The sequence below is a fragment of the Dehalococcoidia bacterium genome, from assembly GCA_041649635.1.
Classification (GTDB): domain Bacteria; phylum Chloroflexota; class Dehalococcoidia; order E44-bin15; family E44-bin15; genus JAYEHL01.
In genome coordinates this window covers 199,056-223,101 of the sequence record JBAZMV010000001.1, presented here as the reverse complement: position 1 = coordinate 223,101, position 24,046 = coordinate 199,056, and the positions used below count along the sequence as shown (strand labels likewise).

Genomic DNA, 24,046 nt, shown 5'->3' with positions numbered 1-24,046 from the left:
GGGCGAGGTTATTTTATGTCGAGTCTAACTGATGCAATAGATGAAGCAGCGCAGACTATATTGAAATTGGACTACGTCATCGCGCTTGTGGGTGCGGGCATGAGCGTGGAAAGCGGCATACCGCCCTTCCGCGGGCCGGGCGGGCTGTGGACAAAGTACGGCGAGCCGGAGGGGAGCAGCTTTGAGCGTTTCCTAGACGACCCCAAGGACTGGTGGGAAAAATACACCAAACCCCAGGGCTATATGAAGGAACTCGTTGAAACGATACAGAACGCCGTGCCCAACCCCGCCCACTACGCCCTCACCGAGATGGAGCAGCTCGGCGTGCTCAAGCACATCATTTCGCAGAACGTGGACAATCTGCACGTGCGGGCCGGCAGCAAGAAACTATCCGAGATACACGGCAATATGTTCAAGCTGCGCTGCATCGCCTGCCATGCCCAATATGAGATGGACGAGATAAGCCGGGAGGTGCTGCCGCCCCACTGCCCCTGCGGCGGCCTCATCAAGACCGACGGCGTAATGTTCGGCGAGCCGATACCGCCACGGGTGCTGGACCGCTGCCAGGAAGAGACTTACAAGTGCGACTGCATGATACTCCTCGGCACATCGGGGACGGTGTACCCTGCCGCAGGATTTCCATCGACGGCGAAACACCGCGGAGCAAAGCTAATCGAGGTTAATCCCTACGAGACGCCGTTCACTGAGATATGCGATGTGATACTGAGGGCGCCGGCGGCGGAGTGCTTTCCGCTTTTAATCGAGCGCATTAAGCAGATGAAGGCTCGATAGATACCTTGCGCGGCGGCTTGATGAGGAACAGGAAGACGGCGGAGACCGTGCACATTATCGCCGTGATCAGAAAAGCGGTATCGTACGAACCCGCGGCGTCGTGGATAAATCCGAATAGCGAGGGGCCGATGCCGCCGATGACGCCGGCGCTCATAAGATACATTATGCCGTAAAGCTTGGGCACACTGACCACGCCGAAGAGATCGCCCAGATACGTGGGGAACATGGCCATGCCGATGCCGTAGCCCATGCCGACCAGTATTGCCACCGCAATCATCCCAGAATGATTACCGGCGCCGATCTGAATGGCAACAACGCTGCCGATTGCCACCAGGAAAGTACACGCGTACAGCACCGGTTTGCGGGTGACATTGAATTTCTTCATCGACCAGTCAGATATGATGCCGGCTATGAGCCTGCTGGCCGCCGCCGCCCCCACAAGTACGCTGACCATGGCAACGCAAAAGCCGCTGGAAAGGTTCAAATCCTCCGTGCCCCAGTACTTGATATGGCCGATGAATCCCAGCACGGCCAGGTAGTAGAACTGAGCGAAGAGGAACAGCCACCAGGTGCGCGTTTTGAGGGCTTCCTTTACGGTCCAGCGCTGGCTGCGCGCGGCGAAATCGGGCCTTGCCGCAATCTCCGACGCGGTTGCCTCTATACCGTCTGGATATGTGCCCTGCGATTCGGGGTCTTTGCGCATGAGCATGCTGCCGATTATCATGCCCGCGGCGATGGTCGTCCCCATCACGATATAGGCCGCGCTCCAGCCCGACCTCTCTATCAGCATGTAGAACAGCGGCACGAGTACCACAACGCCGATGCCTGAGCCGGTCATAGCCAGGCTTACCGCCAGCGCCGCCCTCCGCATGAACCAGCGGCGGACGGTCGACACCGACGGCACGACGTGGCCGAAGGCCACGCCGGCGGGTGCGATGATTCCATATAGAACGTAGAATTGCCAGACATGATTTATCTGGCTCAGCAGGATGAATCCCGTCCCTGCGATGATGGCTCCGATGACCATGAGCCGCCTCAGCCCGAAACGGTCGACAAGCATGCCTGCTACAACCGAGAACGCCGCCATCACGATCATGTCGATGGAATAGGCGACAGACAGCACCCCCATCGACTGGCCCAGGCCGCCCTGCGACACGGGCTTGGTCAGCTCCGGGCCGAATATATTGAACGAGCCCAGCGCGTCAGAGCAGACGAAGGTAGATATCCACGCGCCGGCAACAACGAACCAGCCGTAGAAAACCTTCTTCTTAGTGTCCGGCATGCTGAGCTCTTTTCACGGGTCGAGTTATATTCGGCATACGATTGAGATTATAGCACACAATCGGGAGCGCGGATTCATTTCTCTATTTGACAAAACACCACATCCATGTATACTCTGAATTTGTTCGCAATACACGGGGTTCATACCAATGAAAGTAAACGTGAAAATCGCAATAATCGCCTTTTTAATCGTAATCGCGATTAATATCACCGTTGTTATAGTCCAGTTTGCCGGCAAATCTCCCACCTCCACATCAACCCTGCAGCCGGGCGATACCGCCATAGCTACCCCGACATATCAACCGGGCTCTACCGCATACCTTGACGCAACGCCGACAGCTACATATCCTCCCACAGCTACGTCCGCCCCGGGCCAGACGCCCGTGCCAACATCTTCCTCGCCGACACCGGGGCCGACTCAAACGGCAACACCTACCGCAACGCTGCCCGGAGCCACGCCAACGCCTGAACCGACTTCGACGCCTTCGGGCGGAGGTGGCGGAGGAGGAACACTGCCGACATCGACAACTACGCCAACAGCTACTCCTACTTCGACCCAAACGCTGACGACTGTCGTGTCGATCAGCACGGCAAGCCAGGTGCAGCGAGATAGCCAGTTCAGTGTCGATATCAATATAGAGCAGGCAACCTATCTAACTTTCGCCTACTTCGATTTGAGTTTCAACGCAAACATTATTGAGATGGAAGGATCGATAGCAGTTAACTGGGGGAGTCAGTTCAACCCCACGAAAGTTTTTTATCAGATAATGGAATCAGGACTCATACGCGTGGTATGGGACAACGCTGATTGGGCGAACAACGAGAATAATGGCTATGGTGCAAGCGGGTCGGGCATGCTTTGCAGGGTTACCTTCACGGCAGTCGCCGCGGGGACAAGCCAGCTATCATTCGTTGAAGGGCGCGGCTCTCCGGTAGGAGAACACACATTGATTAGATGGATGGCATGGGTCGATAGCGTTATCCCGAATGTAGGCTGGACAAACGGCTCCGTCACCGTTGTGAATTAGGAACTACTACAATATCAGCATCGCGTCCCCGAAGCTGTAGAAGCGATATCTCTCTTTTATCGCCTCATCGTATGCTTTCGATACCAAGTCGCGACCGGCGAATGCGGATACCATCATTATCAGCGTAGTGCGAGGCAGATGGAAGTTCGTCAGCATTACATCGACGGCGTTGAACTTGTATCCCGGCAGTATGAACAGGTCTGCCCAGCCGTCGAAGGGGCGTATCGCGCCGTCGAGCGACGCCTGCTCCAGCACCCGCACCGAAGTCGTGCCCACCGCTACGATGCGTCGGCCCTGCGATTTAGCTTCCGACAATCGTTGCGCGACCTCAGGTGAAAGTTGGCAGTACTCGCGATGTATGTGATGTCTTTCCGGATCGTCGACACGCACCGGAACAAACGTGTCAAGCCCTACGTGAAGAGTGACAAAAGCGAAGTCGACGCCTTTAGCTTCGAGGCGATGCAGCAGATCGGGCGTGAAATGCAACCCGGCGGTGGGCGCGGCGGCGCTGCCCTTCACACGAGCATATACCGTCTGATATCTTTCCGGGTTGTCGACGGGGCGGCGAATGTACGGCGGCAACGGGACTTTCCCCGCCTTCTCCAGCGCATCCTCATCGGAGAAGCGGACGACGCGTATCGCTCCCTCCTTTCGCTCGATGACTTCGCACAGCAATCCGTCGAGCTGGATGCGTGCGCCGGCGTCTATGCGCCGCGACGGCTTGACCAGCACCTCCCATAGACAGGGCTCGATGCGGCGCAGCAGCAGCACTTCGACCTTCCCCTCATAGCCAACCCTGTGCCCGAACAGGCGCGCCGGAAGCACTCGGCTGTCGTTGAAGACGAGAAAATCGCCCTCGCGCAGCATATCGGGCAAATCGTAGAAGTGACGGTGAGTTATCGAACCATCGGTCCGGTTAACGACCAGCAAACGCGAACAGTCGCGTTGCTCGATGGGCGTCTGAGCTATAAGCTCCTGGGGCAGCTCGTAGTCGAAATCGCTTGTTTTCACGAAGATATTATATAGGGGCAATACTAACGATGTCGAATCTGTTAAGAAGACACCCGATTAATGCTAATCAACCCCCTGGAATCCCCCATACGTTAATCACCGGGTAGGGGCGAACCTATGTGTTCGCCCACAATGGACAGACACGCAGGTCTGCCCCTACGTGGACACCGCTTCTTTACAAGGGAACTACAACTCATGATTCCCGTCGATTGCTGTCATCAGTTAAGCCAGCCCTATTACCCTGCCTGTATCGGTATCAACGTCGATGCGCCTGAAGGACGGGTTGGAGCCCGTCCCCGGCATGAGGCTTATATCGCCGGAAACTGGACATATGAACTTTGCGCCCGTGTAAATGAGTACGTCTCTTATCGGCAGCGTCCAGCCCGCGGGAACTCCCTTCCAGGTTGGCTCATGGCTCAGGCTGAACTGCGTCTTCACCATTACGGTCGAGTAGTCGTCATACCTGCGATCGGCCTCGAGCGACTTCGCCTTGGCCTCGGCCTCCGGCGTCCAGGATACGCCGTCGGCGCCGTATATCTCTTTCGCTATCTTGTCGACCTTCTTCCGCAGCTTCATATCCTGAGGATAGAGGAATTTGAAATCAACTTTCTTTTCGCATGCCTCGATAACCGCGTCGGCCAGATCGAGGGCTCCATCACCACCCTTTTCCCAGTGATTCGCAACTGTGCAACGAACGCCGGCGCCCTCAGCGGCCTTCTTGACCATGGCGATCTCGGCCTTTGTATCGCTGCTGAAGCAGTTGATGCAGACGACAACGTTTACGCCGGACTTCTTCACGATATTTATATGGTGCAGCAGGTTCGGCAGACCCTTCTCCAGGAGCGCCAGGTTTTCACTGTGATAATCGTCGGGCAGGGGCTTCCCCGCGACGACGGCGGGGCCGCCGCCGTGCATCTTGAGCGCGCGGACGGTCGTAGTCAGCACCGACACATGCGGTCTCAGTCCGCTTAATCGGCACTTAACGTTCCAGAATTTCTCGAAGCCCATATCAGTAGCAAAGCCGCTCTCCGTGACGTGGTAATCGAACATCTTGAGCCCGAGAAGGTCCGCCACGATGGACGACTGGCCGATAGCGATATTGGCGAAGGGGCCGGTGTGCACCATACAGGGCTGGTATTCGACCGTGCAGCACAGCGTGGGATTTATCGCGTTGCGCAGCCATGCGGTCATGGCACCACCTACTTCGAGATCGCGTATGGTGACCGGCTCGCCAGATTTGCTGAAGGCGATGGTTATATTATCGATGCGCTCTCGCACATCCTTGAGGTCTTTAGCGACTGAAAGTATCGCCATCAATTCCGAGCTCGGTGTAATCTCGAACTTCGAGCGCATGGTGAAGCCGTCCTTGCTGCCGCCCAGCCCTGTCATGATGTTGCGCAGCCCCTGGGCGCAGAAGTCTATGACCCAGCCCATCTGCACCCTATCCGGGTCTATGTCCAGTCGGCGCATGTGGCTCAGCTTCTGCAGTTGCTCGTCATCGTAGTTGCGCTCGTGCTGCATTCGCGCGTTCAGGGCCACCATGGCCAGATTATGGGCGTTCATGATGTCGTTGATCTCGCCGGTGAGCCCCATGGAGAATTCGGTCATGGGGATGAGGAGGGCGTTGCCGCCGCCGGCGGCCGTGCCCTTGATGTTCATCGTTGGCCCGCCCGACGGCTGGCGGATGCACCCCCCCGCGCTCTTGCCGCGCTTACCCAGCCCCTCGAGGAGCCCCATGGTGGTGGTGGTCTTGCCCTCGCCCAGCGGGGTGGGGGTTATAGCGGTGACCTCGATATATTTGCCGTTGGGCTTCTTCTTCAAACGTTTGTAAATCTTTGCGAAATCGAGGCGGCTGAGCCTGCCGTAAGGAATCAGTTCATCCCTCTTAAGGCTGAGCTTCTCGCGCCAGTCTTCGACGGTGGGCATGTTGGCCTCTGCCGCCTCGGCTATCTGCCAATCTTTCAATTTGGTTACGTCGTACGCCATGTCGGCCTCTTACCGAAATATCGCTACCTATTATATAGGCAAGCCAGTATTAATGTCGATTACCTGCCAGACCGGCATGTACGGATTCCGGCTGGAGCGATGTAAGGCTGGTCTCGACCCACCGCAATCATTTGTCGCTCCTAAATGGAGAGATTGCCACGTCGTCCTTCCATATACCTCAATATCATGGAATCCTTCCAGACATTTATATTCTGGAAGGATTCCATGACAGATAGAGGTGCAGGAGAGTTTTCTCCTGCCGGGGTTTTAGGGGTGTCCCCTATTCTTTTTAAATTCCCCCAAGATTGGGGGATAAAGGGGGTTGAAAATCGACGCGACTCCCAACGACCAAATAAAAAAGGAGCGGCGCTTGCGCGCCGCCCCTTCTCGATAGCGCTGAATCTGATTATTTCAGGCCTAAGAACTCTTTCGCGTTCTGGCCGAGTACGCGCTTCTTGGTCTCGTCCTTGATAGGCAGATCCAGGAACTGGCCCTTGGTCAGCTTCAAGCCGTAGCTGTTGGAGCCGAACATGACCTTCTCGCGGCCGCGGCTGCTGTTGAAGAATGACACGATATCCGGGGTCAGGTTGCGCGGGTTGTAGGCCGAGATATCGCCGTAGACATTGGGATGCCTGAAGATCATGGAGCACCACTCGTCAACCCACGGGTAGCCGGTGTGCGACATGTTGATCTTGAGGTTGGGGAAGTCGATAGCGACCTTGTCGACCTCCATCGGATGTCCGACCCAGCTGGGCAGAGGCTCGGCCGAGTGTCCGACCTGCATTCCGATAGGGATACCAAGCTCGCTGCACTTTGCGTAAACGGGATACAGCTTCGCATCGCCGAAGGAGAGGCCGAAAGTTATCGGGTGCATGTAAACATACTTGAACCCGTACTCTTTGACGCTCTTCTCGATATCGCGAAGGCTCTGGTCGATGCGGAACGGGTTGTAGCTGGCGGCGCCGATAAGGCGGCCTTTGCCCTTCTTTACCAGCTCGTTGATGGGCTCGATGCCGTAGTCCATGATGATCTGATGGTGGAAGTAGTATGACCACATCTTCACATCGCACAGCAATACATAGTCGAATCCGGCCTCGTCCATTGTCTTAACCAGGTCTTCCGGATTGGTGTGCCCGGGCATGAAACCCTGTTTCTTGATCTCCTTGAACTGCTCGCGTGTCGGAGGCTTGCCGCCGAACTGTGTCTTAAAAGTGGCGCGCGCCATAATTTTGAACTCTTCCCAGTCGAACAGGTACTCTTCGAAACCTGCCTCGGTGGGGTAGTTCATCATATCTACCGACCCTGGTACCGATTTGAGATCCGGTGCTGCTTTCTTCTCTTCTGCCATTTTTCCTCCTTATATTTGATTGGCTTGTATTATTATCGACTAAGCCTGCAACTCTGCGGCCCTGATGGTATTGGCCATGAGCATTGTTACTGTCATTGGACCCACCCCACCTGGTACCGGAGTGATCGCCTTAGCCTTTTCCCTGATTTGTTCGAAATCGGTATCTCCTACGAGTACGCGCTTGCCTGAACTGCTTACGCCCACCTCGTTCACACCGACATCGATAACCACTACCCCCTCTTTGACCATATCGGCGGTTATCGCCCTGGGCTTGCCCATCGCCGCTATCAGGATATCCGCCTGCCTGGTGAACGATGCCATATCGTTCGTTCCCGTATGTACCATCGTCACAGTAGCGTTAGCGTTCTGCGTCTTCCGAATCAGGATAGCCATTAAGGGCTTGCCCACCAGATTGCTGCGTCCGCATATCACAACATGCTTTCCGTCGGGTTTATTTCCGCTGCGAATCAGTAATTCCATTATGCCCAGCGGCGTACACGGCACAAAGTAAGGTTTTCCTGTCAACAGCCTGCCCACATTCTCGGGATGAAAGCCGTCGACATCCTTCTTGGGATCGATGGCTCTTATTATTTCATCCACATCGATTTGTTCGGGCAGCGGCAGCTGCACCAGTATTCCGTGGAACTTCTTTTCAAGGTTCAATTCTTCTATCTTCGCGAGCAGTTGCTTCCCCGTCGCCGCCTCCGGCAGCACTATGGTCTCGGAATATATCTCCAATTCTTCACAGGCGTTGCTTTTTCCTCTGACATATGATATCGAGGCCGGGTCCTCGCTTACTCGCACCATCGCAAGGCCGGGAATTACCCCCTTTGAACTAAGCTCTTCTATTCGAACCTTGAGCTCGCTGCGAATTTGCGCGGCTATAATGGTGCCCGAAATGATGTCCGCCGTCATCTCACGTCACCCTTGCTCCTCTTGATTCCTTTCCTTATACTCACCTCCGCCATAAAAGCTGTTAGTCGTTAAAAGGTAATACCTATATGGATAACAATGTGACTGCATCATAATTGAAGGCGTCATTGCCGGAAAATGGAAAATGAAAAAACAAAGGCACTGCGGGCCTTTTTCGGGGATCATATGCAACTGATGTAACTGATGCCATAGCTAAATTTAAATGCGCCCAAGTTGAAATTATAGCATGCCAACATTTTAAAAAGCAATCATTGCGCTGGTAATTTGACCCCGAACAGCTCGCTATTGAGCTACATTGTCAGATAGTATACAATGGCTTTACTTCTATGCATGAAATAGGTATAGACCTGATAGAGATAGACCGGGTGCGGTCGGCGCTGGCCCGCTGGGGCGAGCGCTTCCAGAAGCGCGTCTACACCGAGGCCGAGCGCAGCCACTGCCGCAACCGCGTTCCGGAGTTGGCGGTGCGCTTTGCCGCCAAAGAAGCTGTTATGAAGGCCCTCGGCACCGGCATCAAAGGCGTGGGCTGGCGCGAGATCGAAATTCTCAATAACGACGATGGCAAGCCTTTCGTCATATTGCACGGGCACGCCAAACGCAAGGCCGAAGAGTTAGGCCTCGGCGGTCTCTCCATAAGCCTGTCGCATTCGCGCGACCTGGCCGTGGCCGCCGTCGTGGGAGAGGTGCAGTGAAGGTAGTAACCACCGCTGAGATGATCGAACTGGAACGCCGCTCCGATGCAGCGGGCGTGCCGCCAAGCGAACTCATGGAACACGCCGGACTGGCCATCGCGCGGCATATACACAGACTTGTCGGAAACGTAGCGGGATGCGACATAGTGATCCTCGCCGGTCCCGGCAACAACGGCGGTGACGGGCTGGTGACGGCGCGCCATCTGCGCGACTGGGGGGCCAGGGTCTGCGTCTACCTCCCTGTGGCGCGTAAAGACGACGTGAACTTGCGGCTGGTTAAAGAGCGCGTGATACGCGTCATCGTAGCTGAAGACGACAAAAGATATGCCGACCTGCATCAGGCGCTGTCGTCAGCCGACGTGGTTGTCGACGCCGTATTCGGCACCGGCAAACTGAGGCCGATAAGCGGAGCCGTAAAAGACGTACTGAAACGGGTGCGCGACGCAAAAAAGTCTCGTCCCGCGATGCGTATCGTGGCCGTCGACCTCCCTTCCGGTCTCGATTCCGACAGCGGAGAGGCGGACCCCGCGACTTTGACCGTCGATCTGACGATAACGCTGGGATATCCCAAGATAGGATTATTTTATTCGTCCGGCAGCGAGCTTATCGGCGAAATGGTCGTCGCCGACATAGGGATACCGTCGAAGCTGGGTAAAAATATTGCGACCGAGTTAATAACAGTCGACTGGATCAGGTCGACACTTCCCAAACGACCTGGGAACGCGCACAAGGGTACCTTCGGCAAGGTGCTGGTCTGCGCCGGATCGCAGCAATATGTCGGCGCGGCCTATCTCGCGTGCGAGGCCGCCATGCGCGCGGGCGCCGGGCTGGTGACGCTGGCCGCGGCGCGCAGCATCCAGCCGATCCTCGCTGCCAAACTGACGGAAGCTACCTATGAGCCGCTGCCCGAGGCGGAGCCGGGATATATCAGCAGCAAGGCATCGAAGATAGTGCACGAGCGTCTCGCCGACTACGACGTACTGCTAATCGGGTGCGGCCTTAGTCAGCACCCCGCGGTCATCGATTTCGTCCGCAGCGTATTGCTCAAGATGCCGGCGTCGCTGAAGATGAAAATCGTGGTCGATGCCGATGCCCTCAACGCGCTGGCGCAGACCACGGACTGGTGGAAAAAACTTAAGCGTGATGCTATACTTACTCCCCATCCGGGAGAGATGGCCAGGCTCAGCGGCCTGTCGATGAAGGCCGTAACGCAGGACAGGCTGGGTACGGCGCGGGAGTGCGCCGCCAAATGGAATAAAACGGTTATTTTAAAAGGGGCCAACTCGATAATCGCAATGCCCGGCGGCAGCGCAAAGATAAACGCCGCGGCTAACCCCGGGCTGGCATCGGCGGGCACGGGCGACGTGCTGGCCGGAACCGTCGCCGGATTGTTGGCACAAGGACTGTCACTCGGCGACGCGGCCGCCTGCGGCGTCTATTTACACACAGCCGCCGCCGAACTGGTGAGAGACGAGATGGGCGATACGGGCATGATCGCCAGCGACCTGCTGCCGGCGCTGCCGAAGGTCATTAAAAATCTAAAGTCGTAGGGCGAGGTTCGTCTCGCCCGATCTGGATTCCGGATTGAGTTTTTACGCTATTGAAGGTGTTCTTCACCTTCAACCTTCGGCTAGGTGAGGAACACTACGCCGAGCAGAAATATGGGGGGCTAACAGGGGGTTCAGATGTTACTCGCAATTGATATCGGTAACACCAACATAACACTGGGCGTTTTTGATGACGAACGGCTGGTCTCGACATGGAGCGTCGCTACCGATGTAAAGAAGACGGCTGACGAATACGCTGTCCTGTTATCGAGCCTTCTGACGGGCGAAGGGCTGGCCTTCGAGGATATAGATGAGATCGGTATGGCCTGTGTGGTGCCTTCGCTGCTGGGGACCATGGAGGACTTGTGTTCCAGGTACATTGAAACAACTCCGCTCATAGTCGGCCCCGGCGTGAAGACCGGGGTACGTGTCTGCACGGACAATCCGAGAGAGGTGGGCGCCGACCGCATTGTGAATACCGCGGCGGCCCATCGCATATATTGCGGCACACTGATCGTGATCGACTTCGGCACGGCAACTACGTTCGATGTCATATCCAAGAACGGCGACTACCTTGGAGGCGCTATCGCCCCCGGAGTCGGGATAACGGCGGAGGCTCTTTCAACAAGAACCTCGAAACTGCCGCACGTCGAGCTCGTTGCGCCCGAGAAGACCATCGGGAAGAACAGCATCGAGGCCATGCAGTCGGGCATCATGTTCGGCTATGTCGGCCTCATTGAGAGTCTCGTTACTCGTATACGCAAGGAACTGGGAGAAAAAGCGAAGGTGATCGCTACGGGAGGGCTGTCATCCGTGTTCGCGTCGGAGACAAAGATAATCGACACGGTGAATAAAGACCTGACGCTCATCGGGCTGAGGTTGATTTACGAGATGAACCGGTAGGAGAAGAGCGATGATTAAGGACAAAACCGTTGTACTGGGAATCACGGGCAGCATAGCCGCGTACAAGGCAGCCGATCTGGCCAGCAAGCTCACGCAGGACGGGGCCAGGGTCATTACGGTGATGACCGCATCGGCGCAGGAGTTCGTCAAGCCGCTGACATTCAAACGCGTCACCGACCAGCCGGTCATCACGGGCATGTTCGACAGGGACAGCGGGGCCGAGGACTGGCATATCTCGCTGGCGGAACAGGCCGACGTCGTGGCCATAGCTCCGGCGACAGCGAACATCATCGCCAAGCTGGCCGCGGGTATCGCCGACGATATCCTGACCTGCACCGTTCTGGCCACAAGAGCGCCGGTGCTTATATCGCCTGCCATGCACTCTAATATGTATGAAAACCCCGCCACACAGGATAACATCAGCGCGCTGAAGGCCAGGGGTGTTACCTTTGTCGGCCCTGCCGAGGGGCGCCTGGCTTCCGGAGGGTGGGGACGGGGCCGTTTTATTGAGACCGACGATATCCGCGGCACGATACATCAGATACTGGGTAGATTAGGCGACCTGGCCAAGGTTAAGATACTCGTGAGTGCGGGCGGCACGCAGGAGCCTCTGGACCCGGTGCGCCATATCAGCAACCGCTCCTCCGGAAAGATGGGTTATGCCATCGCCGAGGCTGCACGCGACCGCGGCGCCGAAGTAGCTCTGGTGAGCGCTCCAACCGCGCTCGTCCCTCCTGTCGGCGTGAAGCTGATCAGGGTCCAGACGACCATCCAGATGAGGGACGCGTGCATACTTGCCGGCGCTGACGCCGACGTGGTTATCATGGCCGCCGCCCCCGCCGACTACCGCGCCAAGATGACATCATCCGAGAAGATAAAAAAGGGCGATGCTGAAACATGGAGTCTGGAGCTGGCGGAGAACCCGGACATACTCGGCGCGTTGAAAGGCGATATGATTCGGGTCGGATTCGCGGCGGAGAGCGAGCATTTGCTGAAGAATGCCCGGGAGAAGCGGTTCAAAAAGAACCTGGACCTAATCGTAGCCAACGACATCACCCAAATCAACAGCGGCTTCGATGCCGACAGTAATAAGGTGGTGCTGATAGACAGGGATGGCAAGGTGACCAGGTTGCCGCTGCTGCCCAAGCTGGAGGTAGCGGATAAGATATTGGACCGAGTGGTGGCCCTTCTGAATTTAAAAAGGAGAGCCGATGGCAGGGATTAGACACCGCGGGCGATTCATGAATCGTCCCTACACAATAGATAGCTATATAGATGTAGGGTGCCCATCAGGAAATGTGTCCCGTAGGGGCAGGTCTTGTGCCTGCCCTCGGTGGGCGACCACAAGGGTCGCCCCTACACAATCGATAACGATGTAGGGGCTTGATTAATCAAACCCTTGTTATCACGACCAAAAAAATTTCTAGAAACACGAGAAAAGCGAGGAAATGGGAACAAGACTATCCGAGATACCTAAAGCTTACGATCCAAAGAACGCGGAGGCCAAATGGTACCGCTTCTGGACGGAGAAGGGCTACTTCACCCCGAAGATCGACCGCACGAAGCAGCCCTTTGTAATTATAATGCCGCCCCCCAACGTGACCGGCGAGCTTCACCTCGGCCACGTGCTCCCGGCCACCCTGGAGGATATCATGGTGCGCTGGCACCGCATGAAGGGCGAGCCTGCGCTATGGCTGCCGGGCACGGACCACGCCGGCATAGCTACGCAGTTTGTAGTCGAAAGGGAGCTGGCCAGGGAGAAGAAGACGCGTCAGGAACTGGGACGCGAGGAATTCACCAGGCGCATGTGGAAATGGGTGGAGAAACACGGCAGCCGCATCACGGAACAGCACAAGCGGCTGGGCACATCCTGCGACTGGAGCCGCGAGCGCTTTACGCTCGACGACGGGCCGTCGAAGGCAGTGCGCACCACATTCGTGCGGCTCTATGAGAAGGGCCTCATCTATCGCGGCGAGCGCATCATCAATTGGTGCCCGCGCTGCACCACGGCCATATCAGACCTCGAAGTGGACCACGACGACCACACAGGCCATTTATGGTATGTAAAATATCCGTTGAAAGACAGCTCCGATTTTATAACTGTCGCCACGACCCGGCCCGAGACCATACTCGGCGACACGGCGGTGGCGGTGAACCCCAATGACGAGCGCAATAAGATGTTTGTCGGCAAGACAGCCATATTGCCCGAGATCGGCAGGGAGATACCGGTGATCGCGGACGAAGCGGTGGAAGTTGCCTTCGGCACGGGCGCCGTCAAGATAACCCCGGCCCACGACCCGGTGGACTTCGAGGTGGGCCAGCGCCATAACCTGCCGCTGGTGAACATACTGAACCGCGACGGCACGATGAACGAGAACGCCGGCAAATATAAAGGGCTCGACCGTTTCGAGTGCCGCAAGCACATCGTCGCCGACCTGGAGCGCGAGGGGCTGCTGGTCAAGATAGACAGCCACCAGCACGCCGTAGGTCATTGCAGCCGCTGCAGCACCATCATCGAGCCGTGGGCCTCGAGCCAGTGGTTCGTCAATATTGAGCCTTTAGCTGCGCCTGCCATCGAAGCGGTGAAGAGCGGCGAGATAAAGATAATACCCGAGCGCTTCGCCAAGACATACCTCAACTGGATGGAGAATATCCGCGACTGGTGCATCAGCCGCCAGCTGTGGTGGGGCCACCGCATACCGGTGTGGTACTGCGCCGACTGCAAAGGGCTGACCGTAAGCGTCGAAGAGCCAACGCAGTGCGCCAAATGCGGATCGAGTAAGATCGAACAGGATTCTGATGTGCTCGATACGTGGTTCAGCTCCGGGCTCTGGCCGCACTCCACGCTGGGCTGGCCGGATAAGACTGAAGACCTCGATTATTTTTACCCGACGTCGGTGATGGAGACCGGCTACGATATCCTCTTTTTCTGGGTGGCCCGTATGATCATGATGGGCATCGAGAACACGGGCAAAGCGCCCTTCCACACCGTCTACCTGCACGGCCTGGTGCGCGACGAGAAGGGCGAGAAGATGAGCAAGGTCAAGGGCAACGTCGTCAACCCGCTCGACGTCATCGATAAGTACGGGACCGATGCATTACGGCTATCGCTGTCGACGGGGAACTCGCCGGGCAACGATATTCGGCTGAGCGACAGCAAGATGGAGGCCTCGCGCAACTTCTGTAACAAGCTGTGGAACGCCTCGCGCTTCATCCTCGGCAACGTCGAAGATGAGACAATTATCGATTTGGCACAAACGAAGCTTGCCGCTGAAGATCGCTGGATACTGAGCCGTCTCAACCGCCTCATCGGCAACGTCGACACGCTGATGAACGACTACCAGTTTGGCGAGGCGCTGCGCCAGATACACGACTTCGTATGGGGCGAGTTCTGCGACTGGTACATAGAGATATCCAAGCTGCGCCTTAAGGACAAAACGAACTCGCCGCTGCCCGTTCTGGTGCACGTGCTCGACAAGTCGTTGCGGCTGCTGCACCCGGCGATGCCTTTCATCACCGAGGAGATATGGCAGAACGTACGGCCGCTCCTTCCCGGAGTACAGGCCGAATCCATAATGATATCATCGTATCCCACAGCCGACGCCGGCGCCCTCGACGATGATATAGAAAAGCAGATGGCCATAGTTCTCGATATCGTGCGCTCCATCCGTAACACCCGCGCCGAGCTGCGCGTAGAGCCGGCAAAGTGGATCGAGGCCATCGTAGCCGCGACCGACCTGAAACCATTCATCAAATCGCAAGCTCAGGCCATCGAGACGCTGGCGCGGGCGCGCCCGCTGACCATCGCCGACACGAGTTGCGCGCGGCCCGACAAAGCCAAAACGATCGTATTGAACGGCGCCGAGGTCATCCTGCCATTGGTAGGAATGGTCGACACGGACGCCGAGCGCAATCGCCTGCAGAAGGAGATCGACGGCTGTCAGAATGAGATTGATCGCCTGAGTGCAAGGCTTGCCGACGAGAAGTTCACCTCCAAGGCGCCCGCGCAGGTGGTGGAGCGCGAGTGTGAGAAGCTCGTTTCGCTCAAGAATAAGCTGGCCACGCTCAACGAGCGGCTTTCGGAGCTGTAAGACCGGGGGCACGGCACGCCGTGCCCCTACCTCAAATACAAATCCGCGATTCTTCTCGGACGATGTAGGGCTGGTCTCGACCCGCCAAGCTCCTGTCATTGTGAATCCTTCCAGAATATAAATGTCTGGAAGGATTCCATGTTACTAAGGTATACGGAAGGGCGACGTGGCAATCTCATCATTCGTGTGGGGTGACATAGCCGGAGATTGCTTCGCTACGCTCGCAATGACAGATAACGGTTTCCTTCCGTAATATGTAAGGATAGGGGTGTCCCGTAAGGGCTTGATTAATCAAGCCCCTACCCGTCTCATCCACGACTCGGGCGAGGCAACCTCGCCCCTACGTCTTTGCTTCTTCAAAAAGCCATTGACACTGCCTTCGCATCTGTGATAATATTTCAGTGTATTCTGAATTTTCAGAAATTATTAAGTCGGCAGGTGATGTAAATGTCAAATAAAAAACAATGCTGCGAATCTATGGCGGGCAACTGCTTTAAGGTAGATTCCGTAATCAGCGTTGATGACAGGGGCCAGATGGTGCTTCCCAAAGAGGTGCGAGATAAAGCAAAAATACGCCCCGGTGACAAGCTGGCCTTAGTAAGCTGGGAAAAGGACGGAGAAGTGTGCTGTCTCGCTTTAATAAAGGCCAGCGAGATCGCAGGAATGGTGAAGGACATGCTTGGCCCGATGATGAAAGAGATAGCTAGATAATATAGGAGTGATTATGGACTCAAATAAAGAGAAACTTATCAAATCAACCGTGCGCGAGCTCTACGGCCAGATAGCGGCGCAGCACACCTCATGCTGCCAGCCGCCCGATGAGGCTTCAAGCTGTTGTTGCGGCGGCGAAACCGAGGATATCAGCAACGCCATCCTGCTGTATTCCAGTGAGGAACTGGCGGCCATATCAACGGACATCCCCTCCCTCGGTTGCGGCAATCCCATCGCCCTGTCCGAGCTCAAACCGGGGGAGACAGTGCTCGACCTCGGAAGCGGGGGAGGCTTGGACTGCTTCCTCGCGGCCAATAATGTCGGGCCCAAGGGACGGGTTATCGGGTTGGACATGACGCCGGAGATGATTAAGCTGGCGCGGATGAACGCCGACAAGATGGGCGTCAAGAACGTCGAGTTCCGCCTTGGCGAGATGGAGCACATGCCGGTCGACAGCGAATCAGTCGATGTCATCATATCGAACTGTGTAATCAATCTCTCGCCGGACAAAGACGTCGTGTTCAAAGAGGCCTTCCGCGTGCTCAAGCCCGGCGGCAGGCTGTGCGTCTCCGATATGGTAACCCACGGCGAGCTGCCGGAATCGGTGCGTCAGGACATGACGCAATGGGCCTGCTGCATAGGCGGCGCCATCGACGAGAAAGCATATCTGCAGAAAATCCGCGAAGCGGGATTCAATAAGCCTGTTGTTGTCGAGACCAGGGGTGACAGCGCCCCGGGAAGCTGCTGCGGCGGCAATTCGATCATAGCCAGCATTGCGGTCAAAGCCTTCAAACCGAAGTAAGCAAAGAAACGACACGCCAATCGTAGTTCACATACGAGATTCTTCACTGCGTTCAGAATGACAGACTGCAGGAGGTACAGGAGACAGGGTCTCCTGACGGGGTTATAGGGGTGTCCCCTAAATAAATAAAAGTCCCCCAACGTATGGGGGATTTAGGGGGTTCGGAGAATAGCTCCGAAACTCATCGACAATCAATAGGGCGAGGCGACCTCGCCCCTACATATCCGCTACTCGCGACTCTTGTGCCTGTGCTTCCACTGGCGCTCCAGCTCCTTCAAGCCCTTGGCCGTGTCGCTGGCTATACGCGCCTTGTCCGAGTTGCTCACGCGGTACTTGAATAGCCAGTAGGTGAATTCCTTCAGCTCCTGAAACTGGATGGAGCGGCCCCGGGCGTAACCCTTCTCCTTGCGGAACTTGACCAGCAATGCGTGTCGCGATGCCCCGTACAGCCGCCGGCAGACCTCCTCCCCCAGCTCCTCCCCCTCGCTGATGCCCCGCGCTGCCTGCTCCTTGCGCACCTCCCCCTCGACAGCCAGCACCAGCGCCTCCTCCACCGTCACCCCGTAGAAATAGTTGAGCTGCGCGCTGTACTTTGATGCGCCGATCAAATCTTTGAACTCATCGTCTGTTATCGGGACGGGCATCCTGGAATGGAACAGCAGGTCGACGACTTCGGACTTGGGCACAAGGTGTTCGACCTCCGCTAGAAGCCGCTCGGCCAGCAGCAGCCAGTCGAAGGCCTCGCCACCGATAAGGTAGCGGTATGTCCTGTCTTTATATGTTTCCTCGGGGAGGGTCCATAGCGCTATGGACTCCAGCAGCGCGGTGAACCAGTGCTTCCCGCCCGCGATGGAGTCGCGCAGATGCCGCACCGATTCGCTCTCGGTGGAAACGCCCTTTTCTGCTTGCGCCTTTTTCCGCCTGGCCATTATTTCCCTATCACAAATTCGTTATCCGTAGGGGCGCTGTTTACTGCGCCCTAATATATTTCAATCATTGTGTAGGGGCGACCCTCGTGGTCGCCCGCCGGAGGGCAGGCACAAGGCCTGCCCCTACGTAACCTAACATTCACCTGTCATTGTGAGCGAAGCGCGGCAATCTCCGTCAACCCCCTGCTATCCCCCAATCTTGGGGGAATTTAAAAGAATCTGGGGGACACCCCCAGTTCCCCCGGCAGGAGACCCATTCTCCTGCACCTCTTCTCTTAGTTACCCTCTCTTTACAAAAGAGAGGGCTAGGGTGAGTTCGTTCTGTCATTCTGAGTCCTTGCCCGGAACGGCGAAGAATCTCGTGCTAACAACTATGCCTCTTCTCGCCCGACTCTATCGCTTCCAGAATCTTCCGGGCGTTTTTCTCTCCCACCCGCTGCATCCCAGCTACCCGCCCCTCGCGAACGGCCTGCTCCAGCTCGGCTACGGTCTTGACCCCGAGCTCAGTGTACAGCCGCAGCGTAGTTTTGGGCCCGACGCCCGGTATATTCAAAATATCCAGTATCCCCTGCGGGAACTGCGCTTTGAGCTCATCGTGCGCCTTGACGTACCCGGTCTTGACCAAATCTTCTATCTTGGCGGCTATGGCATCGCCGATGCCGGGTATCTCCTCCAGGTCTTCCCTGTTACTCACCATGCGCTCAACTTCCACGGGCAGCTTCTTGATGGTGCGCGCCGCCTGGCGGTAGGCACGAATCTTGAACTGATTCTCCCCCTTCATCTCAAGGAGGTCAGCTATCTCGTCGAACACTTTAGCGATTTCGGCGTTGGTCATGATTCCCCATTGCCCAACTTTATCGAACGACATACCTTCACTACATACTTATTGAACAGAAAGAGTGATAGCAGCGATATTAGGAGAGGCACAATACTAAAAATAGCCCACCACCAATCGTTCCAATGCCATACTATCCCTACGTAAAGACCAGACATAAGGCCCCAGAAAGCGACAAAAATCAATGGGATAACCCATGTGTGTGGTGAGGGAAAATCTCTTATTAATTTTATTAATATCTTTAGCTTTTCTCCAGAGTAGCTAGCGTCTGGGTCCAATGATTCAAGCACATTGAGAGGTGATTTAAAGAAGACAGAGGGCTGTGGGAGGTTTTCCCCCATCTTGAAAACATGGTCTCTGAGCTTCTTTAACGTCACTTGTGCCATATAGAAGTTGATGACCAAGAAGAGTATCGAGAGAAGAAGTCCGAGCACCACTACTGAGAAGTACATAAACGAGCGAACCCCACCATCGCTTGTCCAACCACCTAACAACAACACCAGAGCTGCGACAAGAAACGATATTGAAGTAAAGAAGAAGTTCAATCTAGTAAACAGAAGGGTCTGTTCCTGATAATAGGCTGACATACTCTGTTCATAGTAGAGCTTCTGCATATCCTCTTCTATGCTCATTTTCCTCCCTTCACGACAGCTATATAGCGGGTAGAGTGTAGCAAAACACACTCCATACTTCCCCTCACTCACCTTATCGGCTGGCGCGAGCCCGGACACGTGCTTTTTGGCAGATGCTTGGCCGGATGCGGCGGAATTTTGGAAGCAGCGACTGTAACCTTTAAGGATTGCCCGCAAACCGGGCAATGTACTATGTGCTTGCTGGTATCCATTGTCATTAGCTGTTCCTCCAATTATATCGGCGGGTTTGAAACCCGTCCTACTTATTTATTCTGTCCGCAGCACTTCTTGTATTTCTTCCCGCTTCCGCAGGGGCACGGGTCGTTGCGGCCGGGGGTGCGCTTGTCCTCCCTGGCCTGCTCGGGGCGCTTGGCTGCCTGCGCCATGGGAGACTGCGTTATCTTCGACTGCGCGGGCTTCTCCTCGATCTTTACCCTGAAGATAGTTGTCGCGACGTCGTGCTCTATGCCCGCGGTCATAGCCTCGAACGTGGAGTGGCCGCGCTGCTTGTAGATGACCAGCGGGTCGCGCTGGCCCATGGCCTCAAGGCCCGCGGACTGGCGCATCTGCTCCATCTGCGTGAGGTGCTCCACCCAGGCCCGGTCTATCATGCGCAGCATGATCAGGCGCTCCAGCAACCTCATCTTATCCGCGCCGAACTCCCGTTCGCGCTGGGCGTATACATCGTCGATGTGCTTTATCAGCCGCTCCTCGACGGCGGCTTTGTCCATCTGCTTGACGGCGGCGGCGTTCAGCTCCGGGGGTGGGGGCATTACGGTGCCGATCTCTTTGAGGAAGGCGGCGGCATCGGTCTCCTCCGCGCCCTTCGACAGGTACACGCCGCAGATGTTCTTTATCTCCTGGGTCACCATCGATATGATATTGGCCCTGACATCGGCGCCGCTGAGAATCTTGCGGCGCTCACTGTAGATGACCTCGCGATGCGCGTTGACCACGTCGTCGTATTCCACGAGGTGTTTTCTGATATCGAAGTTGTAGCCCTCGATCTTGGTTTGCGAGCTCTCGATGGCCTTGCTCACCATGGAGTTCTCTATCGGAACGTCCTCGTCGAACTTGAAGCGCTCCATGACGCCCTTGACGCGCTCACCGCCGAAGCGCTTTACAATGTCATCCTCCAGCGACACGTAAAAGCGGCTATAGCCGGGGTCGCCCTGGCGTCCGGCGCGGCCGCGCAGCTGGTTGTCGATGCGCCGCGCCTCGTGGCGCTCGGTGCCGATGATATGCAGCCCGCCTAGACCGACGACTTTATCGTGCTCCTGCTGCCAGTCGCTTTGCTCGCGGCCCTCGGGGTTGCCGCCGAGGATAATATCGACGCCGCGTCCGGCCATGTTGGTGGCCACGGTGACCGCGCCGACGCGCCCGGCCTGCGCCACGATGACCGCCTCCTTCTCATGGTTCTTGGCGTTGAGCACCTCGTGCTTCACGCCCTTGCGCATGAGCATCTCGGCGAGGTGCTCTGACTTCTCGATTGACACTGTTCCGACCAGCACGGGCTTGCCATCGGAATTGAGCTTCTTGATCTCCTCGGTCACGGCGCGGAACTTGGCCTCTTCGTTCTGGTAGATGAAATCGGAGTGGTCCTGCCTTGCCAGAGGTTTGTTTGTAGGTATTACGACAGCATCGAGCTTGTAAATCTTGTGAAATTCCTCGGCCTCGGTGATGGCCGTGCCCGTCATGCCGGCCAGCTTGTTGTACATGCGGAAGTAGTTCTGGAAGGTGATGGTGGCCATGGTCATGTTCTCGCGCTGTACCTTGACGCCCTCCTTGGCCTCGATGGCCTGGTGCAGGCCTTCCGAGTAGCGGCGTCCCGGCATCATGCGACCGGTGAACTCATCGACGATGATCACCTGGCCGTTACGGACGACGTATTCGCGGTCGCGCTTGAACAGGACGCGCGCCTTGAGCGCGCTCTCCAGATAGTACATGAGCATGGCGTTGGATGGATCGTATAGATCGGGGCTCCGCAGCAGGCCCTCCGCCTTGAGCAGCCCCTCTACGCGGGACATGCCCTCGTCGGTGAGCTTCACCGACCGCTCGCGCTCCTCTATCTCGTAATCCTTGCCCTGTTCGATAGCGGCGGCGACCCTGGCGAACACGGGGTACTTATCCGAGGCCTCGGGCGCCGGGCCGCTGATGATGAGCGGGGTGCGCGCCTCGTCGATGAGGATGTAGTCGACCTCGTCTACGATGGCGAAGTTCAGCTCGCGCTGAACGCACTGCGAGAGATCGACGACCATATTGTCGCGAAGGTAGTCGAAGCCGAACTCGTTGTTGGTGCCGTAGGTGATGTCCGCCTCGTAGGCCTCGCGCCGCTTCACCGGACGCAGGTGCGGCCAGGTCTTGTCCTCCGACTCATATCCGGGATCGAACAAGAATGACGACTCGTGCTGTATGGTGCCCACCGACAGGCCCAGCGAGTTGTATACAGGGCCCATCCAATAACTATCGCGCTTTGAGAGGTAGTCGTTGACCGTGACCACATGCACGCCGCGGGAGACCTGTAAGATTTTTCTAGGAACGCCCATGCCGACCGCAGTGGTATCGCTCGTGTAAGTGTCGATCAACCGCCACTCCTCAACGCCGCTCTCGCCTCGATAGAGGCCGTACGGTTTGAAACGCCAACCGGCCGGGTCCCCGCCCTGCAACTCCTGAGCTTTCTCGATCCACTCATCGTTAATGTCCAGCGCGTTCAGATAGGTCGGCAATGTGGCGACGAGGGTCTTGCCTTCACCGGTTTTCATCTCGGCGATGCGTCCCTGGTGCAGAACGATGCCGCCGATGAGCTGTACGTCGAAGTGGCGCTGCTTTATCGTGCGCCTGGCCGCCTCGCGCACGGCGGCGAAGGCCTCGGGGAGGATGTCGTCGAGCTCCTCGCCGCCGGCGAGCCTCTTGCGGAACTCGTCCGTCTTGCCGCGCAGCTGCTCATCCGACAGCGCCTGGAACTGCGGTTCGAGCGAGTTGATCTCCTCGACCGTGGGTTCGAAGCGTTTAACTACCTTCTCGTTGGAATCCAGCAATCCGCCCAGTAATTTCTTAAACATATACACCTGCGATCATTGAAATAAATCCTCTATCTAAATGTAGGGTGGGTTTCTTAACCCACCGCTACGGTGTCATTGCGAGCCCTTGTCTGAAATGGCGAAGCAATCTCCATCAAGGCACTGCTATAATAACGACGAGATTGCCACGTCGTTTTTCCATGATATAACTATATGGACACACTCCTCGCAATGACAACTTTAAACATATGTCGACGCCACCCGTAGGGGCGAACACATAGGTTCTCGCCCTATTCACCAGACACGTCCTCCCCTTCCTCTAACGAATACGACTCATCCTCGATTATCCGCCGCGCCTCGTCGGCCATGGATTCGTTGACTGCGACCCGTATCGCGCCCATGCCATCGACGGTAAACATATGCACCGACCGTGCCGCGTTGGATCTTAGAATGCTAGCGATGCCGGCGGCCTCCAGCTTGCCCTTGATGATATAGGCTTCCACCTCTCCCGAGGCGATATAGACATCAACCAGTCTCTCGCCCATTCGGTTGCAGCCCCCTAATCCTGGAACATGGCGCCGATGGATTCGCCGGCGTGGATGCGGCGTATGGCCTCGCCCAGAAGTTCCGCTATCGAGAGAACCGTGATCTTGCCGTTGCGTTTCTGTGTCGGGACAGGGATCGTATCGGTGACCACCACTTCCTTGACGGCGCATTTGGAGATGCGCTCTATGGCCGGGCCGGAGAATACCGGATGCGTGCACAGGGAGTAAACCCCGCTCGCTCCAGCCTTGGTAAGGGCGTTGACAGCTGTGACGAGGGAGCCCGCGGTGTCGATCTCGTCATCGATGAGGATGGCGGTCTTATCTTCGACCTCACCGATTATGTTAAGCAGCTCCGCATTATCGTCGTTGCCCGCCCTGCGTTTCTCGATGATGACCAGCGGCGTGTTGAGCTTGGCGGCAAGGTCGCGGGCGTGCTTGGTGATGCCGATGTCGGTGGCCACTACCACCATATCCTTCAGCTTCTTGGACTTGATGTAGTCGGCGAGGAGCGTAAGCGCGGTGAGTTCGTCGACGGGGATGGTGAAGAAGCCCTGTATCTGCGCCGCATGCAGGTCGACGGTGAGCACCCTGTCGGCGCCGGCGACGCTTATCATGTCGGCCACCAGACGCGCGGTTATGGGCACGCGCGGCTGGTCCTTCTTATCGGTGCGGCTGTAGCCGTAATACGGCATGACCGCGGTGATGCGCCCGGCCGAGGCCCGCCTTAACGCATCGAGCATAATAAGCAGCTCCATGAGCCTCGTGTTCACCGGGGCACATACCGGCTGTACTACAAAAATGTCCCGCTCGCGGACGTTCTCCAGTATCTTGACGAACGTGTTTTCGTTGGCGAACTCGAAGACCTCGGACTTGCCTAAAGGTATTTTTAGATAATCGCAGATACCCTTAGCCAGAGCGGGGTGCGCGTTACCGGTAAAAACCTTTAGTTCGTCGATCAAA

Annotated in this window: 21 protein-coding genes; 9 read left to right on the top strand and 12 right to left on the bottom strand. The window is 56.7% G+C overall.

Annotated elements, in window-relative coordinates:
* Positions 1-15: 15 nt before the first annotated feature.
* The gene (locus tag WC562_01065) at positions 16-792 is read left to right on the top strand and encodes an NAD-dependent deacylase (protein MFA5054753.1); all 777 of its coding nucleotides are present in this window, start codon (positions 16-18) and stop codon (positions 790-792) included.
* Here WC562_01065 and WC562_01060 read toward each other — a convergent pair.
* Positions 770-2,074: an MFS transporter gene (locus WC562_01060; GenBank protein ID MFA5054752.1), complete on the bottom strand. Its 1,305-nt coding sequence runs from the start codon at positions 2,072-2,074 to the stop codon at positions 770-772. The genes WC562_01065 and WC562_01060 overlap by 23 nt on opposite strands.
* 148 nt (positions 2,075-2,222) lie before the next feature.
* On the opposite strand from WC562_01060, the gene WC562_01055 reads away from it, so the two are divergent.
* Complete coding sequence (locus WC562_01055) at positions 2,223-3,101, top strand: cohesin domain-containing protein (protein MFA5054751.1); 879 nt, start codon at positions 2,223-2,225, stop codon at positions 3,099-3,101.
* 6 nt (positions 3,102-3,107) lie between these two features.
* Here the strand turns inward: WC562_01055 and queA are convergent, their stop codons facing one another.
* From queA to WC562_01035, 4 genes are all read right to left on the bottom strand, one after another.
* Positions 3,108-4,112 (bottom strand): tRNA preQ1(34) S-adenosylmethionine ribosyltransferase-isomerase QueA, encoded by a 1,005-nt coding sequence (queA, locus tag WC562_01050; protein ID MFA5054750.1) that lies wholly within the window; start codon positions 4,110-4,112, stop codon positions 3,108-3,110.
* A 222-nt stretch (positions 4,113-4,334) separates the two neighbouring features.
* A complete protein-coding gene (locus WC562_01045) occupies positions 4,335-6,098 on the bottom strand; it encodes a formate--tetrahydrofolate ligase (protein MFA5054749.1) in 1,764 nt (587 codons plus the stop codon).
* 406 nt (positions 6,099-6,504) lie between these two features.
* The gene (locus WC562_01040) at positions 6,505-7,446 is read right to left on the bottom strand and encodes an amidohydrolase family protein (GenBank protein MFA5054748.1); all 942 of its coding nucleotides are present in this window, start codon (positions 7,444-7,446) and stop codon (positions 6,505-6,507) included.
* A 39-nt stretch (positions 7,447-7,485) separates the two neighbouring features.
* Positions 7,486-8,361, bottom strand: coding sequence for a tetrahydrofolate dehydrogenase/cyclohydrolase catalytic domain-containing protein (locus WC562_01035; GenBank protein MFA5054747.1), 876 nt, complete (start codon positions 8,359-8,361; stop codon positions 7,486-7,488).
* Positions 8,362-8,705: 344 nt separating this feature from the next.
* Between WC562_01035 and acpS the strand changes: the two genes are divergently transcribed.
* The 7 genes from acpS to arsM all read left to right on the top strand — a co-directional run bounded on the left by acpS (position 8,706) and on the right by arsM (position 17,125).
* Positions 8,706-9,071 (top strand): holo-ACP synthase, encoded by a 366-nt coding sequence (gene acpS / locus WC562_01030; GenBank protein MFA5054746.1) that lies wholly within the window; start codon positions 8,706-8,708, stop codon positions 9,069-9,071.
* Complete coding sequence (locus WC562_01025) at positions 9,068-10,621, top strand: NAD(P)H-hydrate dehydratase (GenBank protein MFA5054745.1); 1,554 nt, start codon at positions 9,068-9,070, stop codon at positions 10,619-10,621. The genes acpS and WC562_01025 overlap by 4 nt, the downstream gene beginning before the upstream one ends.
* A gap of 135 nt (positions 10,622-10,756) precedes the next feature.
* Entirely contained in the window at positions 10,757-11,521 is a 765-nt protein-coding gene (locus WC562_01020) for a type III pantothenate kinase (GenBank protein ID MFA5054744.1), read from the top strand.
* Between the two features lie 10 nt (positions 11,522-11,531).
* Positions 11,532-12,746, top strand: coding sequence for a bifunctional phosphopantothenoylcysteine decarboxylase/phosphopantothenate--cysteine ligase CoaBC (coaBC, locus tag WC562_01015; protein MFA5054743.1), 1,215 nt, complete (start codon positions 11,532-11,534; stop codon positions 12,744-12,746).
* A gap of 223 nt (positions 12,747-12,969) precedes the next feature.
* Positions 12,970-15,612: a valine--tRNA ligase gene (locus WC562_01010; protein MFA5054742.1), complete on the top strand. Its 2,643-nt coding sequence runs from the start codon at positions 12,970-12,972 to the stop codon at positions 15,610-15,612.
* 447 nt (positions 15,613-16,059) lie between these two features.
* On the top strand, positions 16,060-16,323 hold the full coding sequence (locus tag WC562_01005) for an HgcAB-associated protein (protein MFA5054741.1): 264 nt from the start codon (positions 16,060-16,062) through the stop codon (positions 16,321-16,323).
* Positions 16,324-16,336: 13 nt separating this feature from the next.
* Positions 16,337-17,125, top strand: coding sequence for an arsenite methyltransferase (arsM, locus tag WC562_01000; protein MFA5054740.1), 789 nt, complete (start codon positions 16,337-16,339; stop codon positions 17,123-17,125).
* 227 nt (positions 17,126-17,352) lie between these two features.
* Here the strand turns inward: arsM and WC562_00995 are convergent, their stop codons facing one another.
* From WC562_00995 to WC562_00965, 7 genes are all read right to left on the bottom strand, one after another.
* Positions 17,353-18,054 (bottom strand): hypothetical protein, encoded by a 702-nt coding sequence (locus tag WC562_00995; protein ID MFA5054739.1) that lies wholly within the window; start codon positions 18,052-18,054, stop codon positions 17,353-17,355.
* Between the two features lie 364 nt (positions 18,055-18,418).
* On the bottom strand, positions 18,419-18,889 hold the full coding sequence (locus WC562_00990; GenBank protein ID MFA5054738.1) for a helix-hairpin-helix domain-containing protein: 471 nt from the start codon (positions 18,887-18,889) through the stop codon (positions 18,419-18,421).
* Entirely contained in the window at positions 18,886-19,521 is a 636-nt protein-coding gene (locus WC562_00985; protein MFA5054737.1) for a hypothetical protein, read from the bottom strand. Before WC562_00985 ends, WC562_00990 begins: the two co-directional genes overlap by 4 nt.
* 68 nt (positions 19,522-19,589) lie before the next feature.
* The gene (locus WC562_00980; protein ID MFA5054736.1) at positions 19,590-19,739 is read right to left on the bottom strand and encodes a hypothetical protein; all 150 of its coding nucleotides are present in this window, start codon (positions 19,737-19,739) and stop codon (positions 19,590-19,592) included.
* Between the two features lie 45 nt (positions 19,740-19,784).
* Positions 19,785-22,583 carry a preprotein translocase subunit SecA gene (secA, locus tag WC562_00975; protein ID MFA5054735.1) on the bottom strand — a complete coding sequence of 933 codons (2,799 nt, stop codon included), beginning with the start codon at positions 22,581-22,583 and terminating at the stop codon, positions 19,785-19,787.
* Positions 22,584-22,831: 248 nt separating this feature from the next.
* Positions 22,832-23,086 (bottom strand): DUF2007 domain-containing protein, encoded by a 255-nt coding sequence (locus tag WC562_00970; protein MFA5054734.1) that lies wholly within the window; start codon positions 23,084-23,086, stop codon positions 22,832-22,834.
* 14 nt (positions 23,087-23,100) lie between these two features.
* The gene (locus WC562_00965; GenBank protein MFA5054733.1) at positions 23,101-24,045 is read right to left on the bottom strand and encodes a ribose-phosphate pyrophosphokinase; all 945 of its coding nucleotides are present in this window, start codon (positions 24,043-24,045) and stop codon (positions 23,101-23,103) included.
* Position 24,046: the final 1 nt, after the last annotated feature.

Bases quoted from the DNA above. Each gene is read 5' to 3' on its own strand.
- WC562_01065 (MFA5054753.1), top strand. From the start codon at position 16: ATGTCGAGTCTAACTGATGCAATAGATGAAGCAGCGCAGACTATATTG.
- WC562_01060 (MFA5054752.1), bottom strand. From the start codon at position 2,074: ATGCCGGACACTAAGAAGAAGGTTTTCTACGGCTGGTTCGTTGTTGCC.
- WC562_01055 (MFA5054751.1), top strand. From the start codon at position 2,223: ATGAAAGTAAACGTGAAAATCGCAATAATCGCCTTTTTAATCGTAATC.
- WC562_01045 (MFA5054749.1), bottom strand. From the start codon at position 6,098: ATGGCGTACGACGTAACCAAATTGAAAGATTGGCAGATAGCCGAGGCG.
- WC562_01040 (MFA5054748.1), bottom strand. From the start codon at position 7,446: ATGGCAGAAGAGAAGAAAGCAGCACCGGATCTCAAATCGGTACCAGGG.
- WC562_01035 (MFA5054747.1), bottom strand. From the start codon at position 8,361: ATGACGGCGGACATCATTTCGGGCACCATTATAGCCGCGCAAATTCGC.
- acpS (MFA5054746.1), top strand. From the start codon at position 8,706: ATGCATGAAATAGGTATAGACCTGATAGAGATAGACCGGGTGCGGTCG.
- WC562_01020 (MFA5054744.1), top strand. From the start codon at position 10,757: ATGTTACTCGCAATTGATATCGGTAACACCAACATAACACTGGGCGTT.
- coaBC (MFA5054743.1), top strand. From the start codon at position 11,532: ATGATTAAGGACAAAACCGTTGTACTGGGAATCACGGGCAGCATAGCC.
- WC562_01010 (MFA5054742.1), top strand. From the start codon at position 12,970: ATGGGAACAAGACTATCCGAGATACCTAAAGCTTACGATCCAAAGAAC.
- WC562_01005 (MFA5054741.1), top strand. From the start codon at position 16,060: ATGTCAAATAAAAAACAATGCTGCGAATCTATGGCGGGCAACTGCTTT.
- arsM (MFA5054740.1), top strand. From the start codon at position 16,337: ATGGACTCAAATAAAGAGAAACTTATCAAATCAACCGTGCGCGAGCTC.
- WC562_00995 (MFA5054739.1), bottom strand. From the start codon at position 18,054: ATGGCCAGGCGGAAAAAGGCGCAAGCAGAAAAGGGCGTTTCCACCGAG.
- WC562_00990 (MFA5054738.1), bottom strand. From the start codon at position 18,889: ATGACCAACGCCGAAATCGCTAAAGTGTTCGACGAGATAGCTGACCTC.
- WC562_00985 (MFA5054737.1), bottom strand. From the start codon at position 19,521: ATGAGCATAGAAGAGGATATGCAGAAGCTCTACTATGAACAGAGTATG.
- WC562_00980 (MFA5054736.1), bottom strand. From the start codon at position 19,739: ATGACAATGGATACCAGCAAGCACATAGTACATTGCCCGGTTTGCGGG.
- secA (MFA5054735.1), bottom strand. From the start codon at position 22,583: ATGTTTAAGAAATTACTGGGCGGATTGCTGGATTCCAACGAGAAGGTA.
- WC562_00970 (MFA5054734.1), bottom strand. From the start codon at position 23,086: ATGGGCGAGAGACTGGTTGATGTCTATATCGCCTCGGGAGAGGTGGAA.